At 66.1% G+C, this 12,929-nt stretch carries 9 protein-coding genes and 2 pseudogenes; 2 read left to right on the forward strand and 9 right to left on the reverse strand.

What is annotated here, in order from left to right; translation table 11 throughout:
- Positions 1–84: 84 nt before the first annotated feature.
- From RCJ92_RS00590 to RCJ92_RS00605, 4 genes and pseudogenes are all read right to left on the reverse strand, one after another.
- Complete coding sequence (locus tag RCJ92_RS00590) at positions 85–1,011, reverse strand: FUSC family protein (RefSeq protein WP_446753439.1); 927 nt, start codon at positions 1,009–1,011, stop codon at positions 85–87.
- 344 nt (positions 1,012–1,355) lie between these two features.
- Positions 1,356–2,009, reverse strand: coding sequence for a LysR family transcriptional regulator substrate-binding protein (locus RCJ92_RS00595; protein WP_446753466.1), 654 nt, complete (start codon positions 2,007–2,009; stop codon positions 1,356–1,358).
- A gap of 59 nt (positions 2,010–2,068) precedes the next feature.
- A pseudogene (locus tag RCJ92_RS00600) lies at positions 2,069–2,236 on the reverse strand (LysR family transcriptional regulator); the annotation flags it as partial.
- A gap of 80 nt (positions 2,237–2,316) precedes the next feature.
- A pseudogene (locus tag RCJ92_RS00605) lies at positions 2,317–4,224 on the reverse strand (glycoside hydrolase family 15 protein).
- A gap of 74 nt (positions 4,225–4,298) precedes the next feature.
- On the opposite strand from RCJ92_RS00605, the gene RCJ92_RS00610 reads away from it, so the two are divergent.
- Positions 4,299–5,675 (forward strand): glucose-6-phosphate dehydrogenase, encoded by a 1,377-nt coding sequence (locus tag RCJ92_RS00610; RefSeq protein ID WP_446753440.1) that lies wholly within the window; start codon positions 4,299–4,301, stop codon positions 5,673–5,675.
- Between the two features lie 64 nt (positions 5,676–5,739).
- On the opposite strand, the gene RCJ92_RS00615 is transcribed toward RCJ92_RS00610, so the two are convergent.
- From RCJ92_RS00615 to RCJ92_RS00625, 3 genes are all read right to left on the reverse strand, one after another.
- Positions 5,740–7,071 carry an SH3 domain-containing protein gene (locus tag RCJ92_RS00615; RefSeq protein WP_446753441.1) on the reverse strand — a complete coding sequence of 444 codons (1,332 nt, stop codon included), beginning with the start codon at positions 7,069–7,071 and terminating at the stop codon, positions 5,740–5,742.
- A 244-nt stretch (positions 7,072–7,315) separates the two neighbouring features.
- A complete protein-coding gene (locus tag RCJ92_RS00620) occupies positions 7,316–8,359 on the reverse strand; it encodes an LLM class flavin-dependent oxidoreductase (RefSeq protein ID WP_446753442.1) in 1,044 nt (347 codons plus the stop codon).
- A 39-nt stretch (positions 8,360–8,398) separates the two neighbouring features.
- The gene (locus RCJ92_RS00625) at positions 8,399–9,061 is read right to left on the reverse strand and encodes an NADPH-dependent F420 reductase (RefSeq protein WP_446753443.1); all 663 of its coding nucleotides are present in this window, start codon (positions 9,059–9,061) and stop codon (positions 8,399–8,401) included.
- An 89-nt stretch (positions 9,062–9,150) separates the two neighbouring features.
- On the opposite strand from RCJ92_RS00625, the gene RCJ92_RS00630 reads away from it, so the two are divergent.
- Positions 9,151–9,663, forward strand: coding sequence for a MarR family winged helix-turn-helix transcriptional regulator (locus tag RCJ92_RS00630; RefSeq protein ID WP_171021161.1), 513 nt, complete (start codon positions 9,151–9,153; stop codon positions 9,661–9,663).
- Positions 9,664–9,787: 124 nt separating this feature from the next.
- On the opposite strand, the gene arcA is transcribed toward RCJ92_RS00630, so the two are convergent.
- Together arcA and RCJ92_RS00640 are read right to left on the reverse strand one after the other, a co-directional pair.
- Positions 9,788–11,035: an arginine deiminase gene (gene arcA, locus RCJ92_RS00635; RefSeq protein WP_446753444.1), complete on the reverse strand. Its 1,248-nt coding sequence runs from the start codon at positions 11,033–11,035 to the stop codon at positions 9,788–9,790.
- A gap of 84 nt (positions 11,036–11,119) precedes the next feature.
- Positions 11,120–12,568: a basic amino acid/polyamine antiporter gene (locus tag RCJ92_RS00640; protein ID WP_446753445.1), complete on the reverse strand. Its 1,449-nt coding sequence runs from the start codon at positions 12,566–12,568 to the stop codon at positions 11,120–11,122.
- Positions 12,569–12,929: the final 361 nt, after the last annotated feature.

A 12,929-nucleotide genomic window follows, 5' to 3' on the forward strand; every position in this document is an offset into this window, starting at 1 on the left:
CCCTTGCGGCGAATCGGCTGTGTCTCACATCCCAGCGTCTCCTCGGCCACTTTCGTGGGCCGTTTCCTGGGCGGCACGCCTTGATCAGCTTTCTGTTTCCAGTACCCGCCGCCGCGGATCGACAATCCACGAGCCAACCAGCCCCGCCGTGACGCCCAGCAGGTTTCCTCCGGCGCGTTCCCACAGCTGCTGGGAGCTGGTCCCGGGCGCGGCCAGATCCAGCATCAGCATGATCAGTGGGGTGAAGAAGCTCAGCGCCAGCCCGTAGTTGCGGGTCATGTACGCCTCGGTGGGGAACATCAGCAGGATTACCGCAATGCCCAGCGCCGGCTGGTTCAGGTGCAGTTCAAAGAGCACCAGCAGCACACCCAACCCGGCCACGGTTCCGGCGACGCGATGTGCCGCCCGGCGCACCCGGCCGCGCGCATTCCCGGCGGCCAGCGGCACCACGGCACCGGCCAGCACCCACTGCAGGTGTTCAAAGCCGAACAGGATCCCGGCCGCGCCAGCCAACAACACCACCAGCCCATAGCTTGAGGCGTGTCGTGCCGTGTAGGTCCAGGTGGGAATCGGCACCGGAGCCTGCTGCCCGGAACACCGTCCCAGCTGACCCAGCAGCAGACTCACCAATACCGCCAGGGCGTACGCCGCCAGCCCGACCAGGTCCGGTTGATCGTGTCCGGGCAATGTAGCCAGCGCGCCGAACGCGAACAGCGGGAAGAACGCCCCGTGCGGGCGCAGCGCGAACCGGTCGGCAATCACCAGGCTGGCCACCGCGCATCCCACGCTGACCAGCACCAGTGACCAGCTCCGCAATCCCAGGGGCGCGGTAAGGATTCCGCCGAGCCCGGCGCCCAAGAGCATTCCGCCAGCCAGCAGCTGGTCACGCAGCCGCTGGCCCCGGTGTGGGCTGCGACCGTACATTCCGGTCACCGAGCCAAAGACCGCGTAGATCATCAGGTCGGCCCGCCCCACCAACAGCAGGGTGGTGCCTGGAATGGCCAGTCCCATCCCCACGCGCAGCGCTGGTCGCAGATCTGGGGACCTCCGCCAGTTTCCTGGCCCAAGACGCCCGGCACCGGCTGGCCTCCGGGATGATGCGGGCAGCGTCATCGGCATAAAGCGCTTCTCACCGGTCTGCATGAGGCAAGCGTGCGGAAGTCGGTTCGCTGGACATCGAGATTCCCTCTCACGAAAAGGCTGGATGAAGGGCCGGGAAGGGCCCACTATCTAGAGTTCCGCAAGCTCTTGATTACGTCCAAGACTTATCTTCAATGAATCAATAGGCAGCTCTTATTGTTCTGCCGGGAACAGTAGCAAACGACCCCATGCCGGGCAGTGCCCGTGGAAGGCCGCTATGGATACACTTCCCGTGCGGTGCGCAACAGGGCGCGGGACATCAGCGGCATCGGCTCACTGGCGGTCAGGACGAGGCTGATCTGCGGGGAGAGCTCCGGCTCGCTCAACGCTATCATCCGGATTCCCGGCAACGGGCCCAGCGGGGCCAGCCATTGACGGGGCACGATGCTGGCCCACTGGCCGGTGGCCACATGGGAGAGCAGCGATACCACCGAATCGGTTTCGATGCGCGGTGAAGCGCTCATCCCGTGGCGTTCCAGCGCGGCATCCAATACCTGCCGTCCGCGCATCCTGGAATCGAGCAGGCACAGGGGCAGGTCCAGTGCCTGCCGCCACCCTGCGACCGCGGCTTCGGTGAGCATTCCCGGGCCGGTGATCAGCACGTGTTCCTCCGTGTACAGCGGGAGCACCACCAGATCCTGCGCATCCTCCGGTGCTGCGTAGATGATCCCGGCGTCCAGTTCGAAACCGCGCACCTGTTCAATGATGTGGGAGGAGTGCAGGCTGGTCTGCACCTGAATCGACACCCCCGGTGGCTCGCGGCAAAGGGAGCGGTCAGTTCCACGACGGTGGAGCTGACCGCCGGCACGACGCCCAGGCGCAACCTTCCGCTCAGGGCCTCTTGCAGCCCCTCCACTTCCTGGCGCAATGCCTCATGGTCCAGCAGCATCCGCCGGGCCCACGGCAGCACCTTCTTCCCCTCCACAGTGAGCCCCTGGAAGGAGTGGCCGCGGCGCACCAGCGGTACGCCGAGTTCGGCCTCCAGCTTTCGGGTTGCCTCGGACAACGCGGGCTGCGAGACGTAGCAGGCGGCGGCCGCGCGGGCGAAATGCTGTTCGCGGGCCAGCGCCACGAAGTATTCCAATTGCCGTAACATCACGCCCTTATTGCATCACGTGCCCGCCGCCAAAGGGCAGCTGGCGCTCGGGGACGGAAGCGCTGGGGCGCCAGCCGCTGCTAGACCCCGGACTTGCGCGGGGTGCCTTCCACCGCGTCCACCGCCCGGATGAAGCCCAAATGGCTGAAGGCCTGCGGGAAGTTCCCGGCCAGCCGCCCGCCCGCCGAATCGTATTCCTCGGCAAAGAGCCCCAGGTCGGTGGCGAAGCCGGCCAAACGGTCCAGCAGCTGCCTGGCTTCGTCGCTGCGTCCGGAGCGGGCGTATTGTTCCACCAGCCAGAAGCTGCACATCAAGAACGAGTACTCGTTGCCCGGCAGCCCGTCCATGCCGGTTTGGGTGCGGTAGCGGCGCACCATGCCCGCCTCGTCAAGCAGGTCCGCCTCGATTTTCGCCACGGTGCCCAGCATCTTCGGGTCCTCGGGGTGCAGCAGCCCGGTATTGGGCAGCTGCAGCAGTGAGGCGTCGACTTCCTTGTTCGAATAGGTCTGGGTAAAGGAATTCAGCTCCGCGTCGTAGCCGCGTTCCATGATCTCTTCCCGCAGCCTCTCGCGCAGGTGCCGCCAGCGTTCCACCGGCCCACTCAGCCCGTGCTCCTCCACCGCCCGCACCCCCTAGTCGAACGCGGCGAACATCATGGCCCTGCCGTGGGTGAAGAAGTCCGCGTTGCCGCGCATTTCCCAGATCCCGTGGCCCTTGCGTTCCATGTTGCGCTCCAGGAAGCTGAGCAGGTTGCGCTGCAGCGCCCAGGAGAACTCACCCTCCCCATGACCGGCATCACGCAGGGCCGCCAGGGCCAGCATCACCTCACCGACCACGTCGGCCTGGTACTGCTCGAACGCGCCGTTGCCCACCCGCACCGGCCGGGACTGCTCATAGCCCTGCAGGTGGTCGAGCACTGATTCGGTCAGTTCGCGTTCCCCGGCGATCCCGTACATGATCTGGATATCGTCCGGGTCTCCGGCCACCGCACGCAGCAGCCAGTTGCGCCAGTGCAGCGCACCGTCGGTGAAATCGTGGGCCACCAGGGTGTCAATGGTCAGCGAGGCATCCCGCAGCCAGGTGTAGCGGTAGTCCCAGTTGCGCTGCCCACCGAACTCCTCGGGCAGCGAGGTGGTCGGTGCGGCCACGATCCCGCCGGTGGCCTGGTCGGTCAGCGCCCGCAGCACCATCAGCGAACGCAGCACCTGGTTGTCATAGCGGTCGGTGACCTGCACGCGGGCCGACCAGTCGCGCCAGTACCTGACGGTGGCCTGCAGCGCCTGTTCGGCATCCAGCGGCTTGGGCGGCTGCAGATGGGACTTGTGCCAGGTCAGCACCCAGTCCTGGGTCTGCCCCGCCTTTAGGGTGAACCGTCCGGTCAGCCGGTCCGGGACCGCGCCCTGGTAGTCGGTGGGCCGGCCCTGGCCACGGTCCGCGCTGTCCTGCCGCTCACGGCGTTCATGGCGCTGGTTCCAGGCATGGTCGGGCTCCAGCTGCGGACCGGTCAGCAGCAGCGCGTCCGGTCCGGCCACGGAGAGCAGGCCGGTGGCGCCCTCCTTGGTCAGCGTGACCTTCCGGGTCCAGGGTTTGGCGCGGTTGTAGTCGAAGCGGATGCGCAAGTCATGTTCGATCTCGGCCTCCCCTTCCAGGCAGGTGACCCTGCGGATGACGTCGGCCTGCTCGATGCTCGGCGGCATGAAGTCCAGCACTTCCAGCGTGCCGGTGGCGGTGCGCCAGATGGTTTCCAGGACAAAGGTGCGCGGCAGGTAGCGGCGGGAGACCACGCTTCCCTCCGGAGCCCAGAGCCGCCAGCGCCCGTCGGCGGCCGAACCGAGCAGGGCGGAGAACACGGCCGGCGAATCGAATCTGGGAAAACACAGCCAGTCAATGCTCCCGTCCCGGCTGAGCAGCAGCCCGGTGCGCAGGTCCGAAAGCAGCGCGTAGTCTTCCAGCGGCGTGGATCCAGTGTTCTCATTCTCGCTAGCCATGACCTCATTCAAACAAACTGGGCGATAGCGCGAAAGGGTACAGTTCCCTCTTCACAGGGAGTAGGGTGCGGGGCATGGACAGCATCAAGAATCTGGTAATTTTTGGCGCCACCGGCGATCTGGCCTCCCGTCTGCTCCTCCCGGGCCTGGGCACCTTGCTGCGTGCCGATCCCGAGTGCCGGGTCACCGTCATCGGCGCCGACCGCAACGACGACGGCACCTGGAAGCAAACGGTGCAGCAGGCCTTTGACACTGTGGACAGCCACGGTCCCGCCGCCGAGCACACGCTGAACACCACCCGTTTCATCACCTGTGACGCCACCAGCGCGCAGGATCTGCAGTCCCTGCTTGATGGCCTGGAGGAACCGGCTTGCCTCTACTTTGCCCTGCCGCCCCAGGTGACCATGAAGTCCCTGGAGGTGCTGAAGGGACTGCAGCTGCCCGAATCCCTGGTGCTGGCCCTGGAGAAGCCCATCGGCCACGACCTGGAGTCCGCCCGCAAGCTGAACCAGCTGGTGGCGCGGCTGGTTCCCGAGAAGCAGACGTTCCGGGTGGATCACTTCCTGAACCTGCCCGCGGTGCATTCCTTCGCGGGGCTGCGCTTCGCCAACCGGCTGCTGGAGCCGCTGCTGAGCCGGGAGCATGTGCAGTCCATCGAGATCACCTACGACGAGACGCTCGGGCTGGAGGGGCGCGCCGGATTTTACGACTCCAGCGGTGCGTTCCGCGACATGATCCAGTCCCACCTGCTGCAGGTGATGTCCCTGGTGATGATGGAGCCACCGGCCCGCATTGACCATGTGGAGCTTCCGGTGCTGACCGCGCACGTGCTGCGCTCGGCCCGGTTGTGGGGCAAGGACCCGGCGTCCTCGGTGGTGCGCGGGCGGTACACGGCCGGCAGCGTGGGGGGCAAGGACCTTCCCGACTACGTGTCCGAACAGGGGGTGGACCCGGCAAAGAACACCGAAACCTTCGCCCAGGTGACCCTGGAAGTGGACAGCTGGCGCTGGAACGGTGTGCCGGTGACCCTGCGTTCGGGCAAGGCCATTGGCAAGCCGCGCAAGGAGATCACCATCAATTTCCGCCGCCCGCCCCACGAGTACCCACAGTTCCCCCACGACGGCCGGGTGCCGCCGAATGTGATGCGCCTGCGCCTGGACACCGGCCAACTGGAGTTCGAGATGAACGTGGGCGGCCCCTTCGCCGTGCAGGGCATGGAGCGGGTGACCTTCCAGACCGACACCTCGGCCCCCAGGCTTTCGGCGTACGGCAACGTGCTCAAGGGCATCCTGAGCGCCGATGCCACCTTCAGTGTGCGCGGGGACGCCTCCGAACAGGGCTGGAGGATTCTGGCGGACATCCAGAAGCTCTTTGATGACGGTTCGGTTCCGATGAGCGACTACGCCGCGGGCAGCCCAGGCCCCGCGATCCCGCCGCTAAGCAGCAAATAGGACCGCTGGGTTCCAGGGGTGGGCTGCACTGCACCCCTGGAACCCACGGCCTGCGGCTGTCGGCCTACTTCCCCGTGTATTCGAAGTGCCAGGCTTCGGCGTAGGGGTTCTTGGAACCATCCGACCGGTACTCCTCCAGGTTCTTGCGGTGGGTCCAGTTGTACTTGTGGGAGTTGGCTTTCAGCCACTTGTAGTACTTGCCGCGGAAGGAGTAGTCGTAGGTTTCGGGCACATCGATGGCCAGGCCCCAGCCGTGGTTTGAGGTTCCGGGCTTCGCCGCAATGTAGGAACCCAGCTCGGCGTAGAGGTATTTCTGGGTATCCAGCGTCCGGTAGGCCAGGTCGATGTCCAGGTTCTTCCCGAACTGCTTCTTGAAGGCGGTGTTCAGCCGGGTCAGGTCCTTCACGGCCGGTGCGGCGATGAGGGTTTTCTCCTTGTCCCACGGCACTGCGGCCAGCATGGAGCTGGAAACCTTGCCGTTGGACTGTCTGAGCACCTGGGCGCGGGTGTATCCCTTCGAATTGGTGGTGCCCGCGTTGCTGCTGCGCTTCAGGTCGCTGGCCTTCATCCAGCCGTTCAGCCCCTGGGTGCGCACGAAGTACCAGCCGGCCACCTGCCCGCCTTCCTTCTCCCATTTCAGGTCCCGGTAGACGATGGAGTTCTTTGGAATATCCCCCACCCTCCGGGTCCCGCCGACGGCGGCATAGAGGTCGCTGCCGTTGGCCTTGGTGAAATACCGGTCGCTCAGCCCGGCCCGGTTGGTGGTGTAGTCGCCGGTATCGACCTGGCATCCCTTGGAGCAGGTCTTGACGTACTTGTTCGACACCCAGCCGGTCTTGTTCTTGTAGCTGATCTTGTACCAGCCGTTTGCGGCCCGTTCGGTCGCCTTGGCGACACTGTTCTTCGGCAGGGTACCCACGGAGGCGTGCCCGGTGCTGCTGCCCTTGCGGATATTCACGTTCGCGCTCGCCGTCACCCACAGTTTCACCGTGCTGGCGCCCTTGGGGGCCGGCTGCTTGGGCGCGGTGCTCGCTGCGACCTTGGTGTACTTGTTCGAGATCCAGCCGGTCTTGCCCGCATAGCTGACCTTGTACCAGCCGTTGGAGGCGGTCGCCGAAACGTTGACCGTCTTGCCCTTGGGAATGGTTCGGATCACCTTGTGCTTGGTGCTTGAACCGGCGCGCAGGTTCAGGTTGGCGGTGGTCGTGACCTTGGTGACGACCTTCTTGGCCGCGGCCGGGGCGGCAGCCAGGTGCGGTGTGGAGAGCGCCGGAACACCGGAGGCCGGGGCGGTGAAGCCAGCCGCCGCGGTGGCGGCGGTGGCGCCGCCGGCAAGGGCAACCGTCAGGGCGCCGGCGCTCAGGGCGCGCAGTACGCGCATACGGGGAACAGGCATGGGGTGGGCCTTTCGTGGACACGAGGATGATAAGGCGACATGGTGCGCAGGCGAAGGTAGCACCCGCGGGGAACATGTTCTGTTTGAACAGTAGTGTCCCCTGTCCCAAAAGGTGAATTGCATCCAGTCATTTCAGAGTCTGCGTCCGTTTTCCCGCACGCCCCCTGGCGGACTCCGGGCAGTGCAAAGGGGCGCAAACACCCTGGTGGTGTTCGCGCGCCTTTATTCCGCCGCTAACCCGCGATTACTTCTTTTCCAGCAGCCGCTGGACGCGGGGCTTCACCTCGGTGGCCAGCAGCTCGATGGATTCGAGCAGCTGCTCCTGCGGGATGCCGCCGACGTCCATCTGCAGGAAGTGCCGCGTGTGGCCCAGGTAGCCGTGCAGGTGCACGATGCGTTCGGCCACTTCGTCCGGGTCACCGACGTAGTAGGCGCCCGGTGCCTCGGCCTGGATGTCGTAGGCCCGCTTGTCCGGGGCTGGCCAGCCGCGCAGGCGCCCCATTTCCAGGTTCAGGTTGTACCAGCCCGGGTAGAAACGCTCCAACGCCTCCTTCTTGGTCGGGGCGATCAGGCCCATGGCCGCCACGGAGACCTTCAGGGTTTCCGGTGCGTGCCCGGAGGCGGCACCGGCCTTGCGGTACAGGTCCGCCAACGGGGCGAAGCGGTGCGGTGCCCCGCCGATGATGGCGTAGGACACCGGCAGGCCCAGCTGGCCGGCGCGGGCCGAGGAGCTCGCGTTGCCGCCGGTCGCCAGCCAGATCGGCAGCTTGCCTTGGGCCGGACGCGGCACCACGGCCAGGTCGTTCAGGGCCGGGCGCTTGTTCCCGGACCAGGTGACCTCCGGGGCCTGCGAATCATTGATGGTCATCAGCAGATCCAGCTTGTTGGCGTAGAGCTCGTCATACTCCTCCAGGTCATAGCCGAACAGCGGGAAGGTTTCCACCGAGGAGCCGCGGCCCGCGGTGATCTCCACACGGCCGCCGCCGGAGATGATGTCAGCGGTGGCGAACTGCTGGTAGATCCGCACCGGGTCATCGGTGCTGATGATGCTCGCCGCACTGCCGAGCTTGATCTGCTCGGTGGCTGCGGCGGCCGCCGCGATGATGGCTCCGGGCGAGGAGGCCGGCATGCTGGTGGTGTGGTGCTCCCCCACCCCGAAGTAGTCCAGCCCGCTGCGGTCGGCCAACTTGATGGCCTCGAACAGGTTGGTGATGGCTTCCGAGGTGCTGCGCAGTGAATCGTCAGCGTTGCGCTGGGTGTCGCCGAAGCTGTAGGCGCCGAGTTCCATGTCGTGGGTTCCTTGTCTTGGTGGGAAGCGGTGATGTGGTTAGCGGGAGACGCGGGCAGCGTTGAACTGCTCTTCCATTTCCGCCGCGGTGAAGCGCCCGTTGAAGATCGGCGTTCCGGGTTCGAACAGCCGCCCGGAGCGCAGGTCCCCGGCGATCACCGGGGCGAAGCCGACGCTGCTGATGAACTCGGCGACCTCCTGGACGGCCCGGGGGTCATCCCCGGCCAGGGCCAGGGCGCGGGCCTCGCCGTCCCCGGCTCCCCCGGCTTCCGGCTCCATGTCGTGGTAGCCGATGTGGTTGAAGGACTTCACCAGGTTGGCCCCGGCCAGGTGCTGGGCGATGACCTCGCTGGAGGACTGGGTGGGGTCCTCGAATTCGGCGATCTCCCCGTCGGTGCCCGACCAGTAGTTCATGACGTCAATGACGGTCTTGCCCTGCAGCAGGGCCGGGTCCACGGTGCGGTACTTGTGCAGGGGCACGGCGACCACGATCATTTCCGCGTCGGCCAGGTCGCTGGCGTTGACGGCCTCGGCGCCCGGGGTGACGATGTCCACGATCAGGCTGATCTCGCTGGCGGGCTTGGAGGTCGCGATCTTGACCCGGTAGCCGGCGTCCAGGGCCAGGCGGGCCACGGCGGTGCCGACGCGGCCGGCACCCAGAATCCCCACGGTCTTCTGGTCGCGCTGCTGAACTGAATCCATCTGACACACCCTTCAAATATGTTGTAGTACAGACTATATTGATAACAGAACATCTATGCAAGCGCATATATTCCGATAGAATGGATGACATGAACACCGCACCGGACACTGTCACCGCCCCAGCCGCCGCCAGCACCCCCAATCCCGGGGACCTGGCCTGGCATCTGGGCATGATCCTGCGCGGGCACCAGTCGCGGTTCGCCGAGGCGGTCGCCGGGATCCCCTGCGGGGTGCGCGGCTTCCAGCTGCTGTCCACCGTGGTGCACCATGACCCGGCCAACCAGCAGGCGCTCGGTGGGCACCTGGGAATTGACCGCACCGTGCTGACCTACCTCATTGACGACCTCGTGCAGGCAAACCTGGTCGAACGCATCCCCGCCCCCTCCGACCGGCGGGCGCGCAAGATTATCGCCACCGCGCAGGGGCTGGAAACCCTGAAGCGGCTCGAGGGCAAGGTCGCGCAGGCGGAGCAGGAACTGCTCGCCCAGCTCGATGAGAGTGAAAGCCGCCAGCTGCAGGAGCTGCTGGCCAAGCTCTCCCTGACGGTGCGCAACCTGCAGCCGGGCACCAACCCCTGCGATGCCGTGGAACAGCTGGGCTAGGAGCCAACACCCAAAAGACCCCGGGAACCGGCGGTCGGCCAGAAAGCCGATCACCCGTTCCCGGGGTCTTTGCACGCCAATGCGCCGCCTCGTCAACTTCGGGGCACCCGTGGGCAGGTGCGTGCTAGTACTGCACGGCGTCCCGCTCAATGGGGCAGGTCATGCAGTGCCCGCCGCCGCGGCCGCGGCCCAGCTCGGCGCCGACAATCGGCAGCACCTCGATGCCGGCGGCACGCAGCGCATCATTGGTTTGGGTGTTGCGGTCATAGGTGTACACCACGCCGGGGCGCAGGGCCACGGCGTTGTTGCCGCTGTCCCACTGCTGGCGTTCGGAGTCATAGTTGTTCCCGGCGGTGGCCACCACCCGCAGCTTGGGCAGGTTCAACGCCTGGGCGACCACGTCGGTGAAGCTCTTGGTGCCGTGGTCAATCACCGTGACACCCGGTTCCTGATCGGAGGGACGCAGCGAGAAGGTGTGCACCTCGTCCATGATCTTGGGATACAGGGTCACCACGTCATGGTCCACGAAGGTGAACACGGTATCCAGGTGCATCGCCGCACGCAGCTTCGGCATCCCGGCCACGATCACGTGCTCGGCCACCCCCTGGCGGAACAGTGAGGAGGCCAGCTGGGTAATGCCGTGGCGGGAGGTGCGCTCGCTCATGCCGATCAGCACCACCCCGTTGCCCACCGGCATCACATCCCCGCCCTCCACGGTCACCTGGCCCCACTCCTGTTCGGGATCCCCCCACCAGATCGTCGAATCCCGGAATTCGGGATGGAACTTGTAGATCGCCTTCATCAGCAGGGTCTCATCCCGGCGGGCATCCCAGTACAGCGGGTTCAGGGTCACTCCCCCGTAGATCCAGCAGGTGGTGTCCCGGGTGTAGAGGGTGTTGGGCAGCGGCGGCATCAGGTACTCATAGATGCCGCGGGATTCGCGGGCCAGGTTCACGTAATCGGTGCGGTAGTCCTCGGGCAGGTCGCTGGTGGCCATGCCGCCCAGCAGCAGTTCGGACAGGCGGCCCTCGTCCAGCGAATCCAGGTAGGCCCGGGTGCCCTCGACCAGCCCGCCACCGACCACGTTGGGCACCACCTTGCGTTCCAGCAGCCACTGCCGGGCTTCGGCCTGGGTCATGGTCTGGGTGAGCACCTCCTGCAGCTCCAGCACCTCCACCCCGTTGCCGCGCAGGTTGGAGACGAAGTCTGCGTGGTCGCGCTGGGCGCTTTCCACCCACATCACGTCGTCAAACAGCAGGTCGTCACAGTTCGATGGGGTCAGCCTGCGGTGGGCCAGCCCCGGCGCGCACACCAGCACCTTGCGCAGCTGCCCGACCTCCGAATGCACACCCTTGCCCGTGGTTTCGCTCATGGTCCGTGTTCCTTCCGTTCCTTGCGAATCGGACAGCCGCCCGACCCTGGTGGTTTCTCGTTGTGCAGTTCAGCGACTGTTGTCCTAGAGGTGGATCCACCCCGCGCCCAGGGCCACGACGCCCAGCAGGGCGCCGAGCAGGGAGAGGGCAAAGATCACCGGTTCGCGGCCTTCGAAGGCCTTGCGTCCCTGCTCCCGGCGGGCCATGACGAACAGGATGGTGGCCGGGGCGTAGATGATGAAGGAGAGCAGCAAGAAGTGCCAGCCGGCGGCGAAGACCAGGAAGGCGGTGTAGGCCACCGCCAGCACCGAGGTGAGAAGGTCCCTCCCGGAGGCCCGGCGCTCCCCCTGCCCGTGCCGGGCGGCGTAGGCCACCTTCACCGCGTACAGCGCGGCGAGCAGGAACGGGATCAGCGTCAGGGAGCTGGTCAAATCCAGCGCCAGGTCCAGCGCGTCCTCGGCGAACAGCAGGATGACCAGCATGCCCTGTACCAGCACGGAGGTCAGCAGCACCGCGTTCACCGGCACGTCGGTGCGGTTCAGCTTGCCCAGGAAGCAGGGCATGTCCCGTTCGTTCGCGGCCACGCTGAGCACCTCGGCGGCCATCAGCGACCAGGCCAGGTAGGCGCCCAGCACCGAGATGATCAGCCCAATGCTCACAAACCAGCGGCCCCACGGGCCGACCGCGTATTCCAGGATCCCGGCCATGGAGGGCTGCTCCAGCTGGCTGATCTGCTCCATGGGCATCACCCCGTAGGAGACGATGGTGACCGAGGCAAAGATCGCGAACACGGACAGGAACCCCAGGATGGTGGCCCGTCCCACGTCCGTCCGGCGCCGGGCGTGGCGCGAATACACGCTCGCGCCCTCCACGCCCAAAAAGACAAAGACGGTGACCAGCATCGTGGAGCGGACCTGCTCAAAGAGTGATCCGGCGTAGTCCGCGCCGTACCAGTTCTGCCGCAACGCCTCCGGGTCCAACACGAACAGGCAGATCAGAATGAAGATGATGATCGGCACCAGTTTGGCGATGGTGACAATCTGGTTGACCAGGGCCGCGCTTTGCACGCCCCGGCGGATCAGCAGGAAGAAGACCCACAACCCGATCGAGGACAGCCCCACCGCCAGCAGGGTGGCTCCGGAACCCAGCCCGGCCACCCCCAGCCCGGAGAGGGTGGACATGATGAACACCCAGTAGAAGGTGTTGCCCGCGCAGGCGCTGGCCCAGTACCCGAAGGCGGCGAAGAACCCGAGGTATTCCCCGAACCCGGCCTTCGCGTAGGCGTACACCCCGGCGTCCAGTTCGGGTTTGCGGTTGGCCAGCATCTGGAAGACAAAGGCGAGCATGAGCATGCCGGCCCCGGCGATGATCCAGGCGATGACCGCACCGAAGATCCCGGTTTCGCTGGCGAACCTGCCCGGTAGTGAGAAGACCCCGGCGCCCACCATGGAACCGACGACCACGCCGGTGAGGGTGAGCATGCTGAGTTTGGCTACGTGGCCCTGTATCGCTTCCCCGGTCTCAGCTGCCATGCTTGGTTCATCTTTCCCTCGGCGTGCCACTGCGAACATGCATCCGGCCACTCATCGTGGTACCCGATGCCCGGGCCCCGATTCGGGCCGCACGCTCCGGACGACGCAACGACGTTGGAAAACAGCCAAGTGGTCGGCGATCTGCTGTCAGTATCCAACCATCCAAAGCGGCCTGTCAACGCTCCCGGCGCGCTGCCAGGAAGCTGGATTTCCGCACGGACACCAGCATTCGCCCGTGCTGCCGGGCCTGTTCCACCCCCGGCAGCACGGGGGTTGCCGCCGCGGCATGGGCAACATCACTGTGCGGGGTTGGCCCCCTTAAATGCGTCAGGGCCGCGACGGCGGGAAGGGGTGCTTCCCG

It is taken from the genome of Glutamicibacter sp. BSL13, assembly GCF_052928425.1.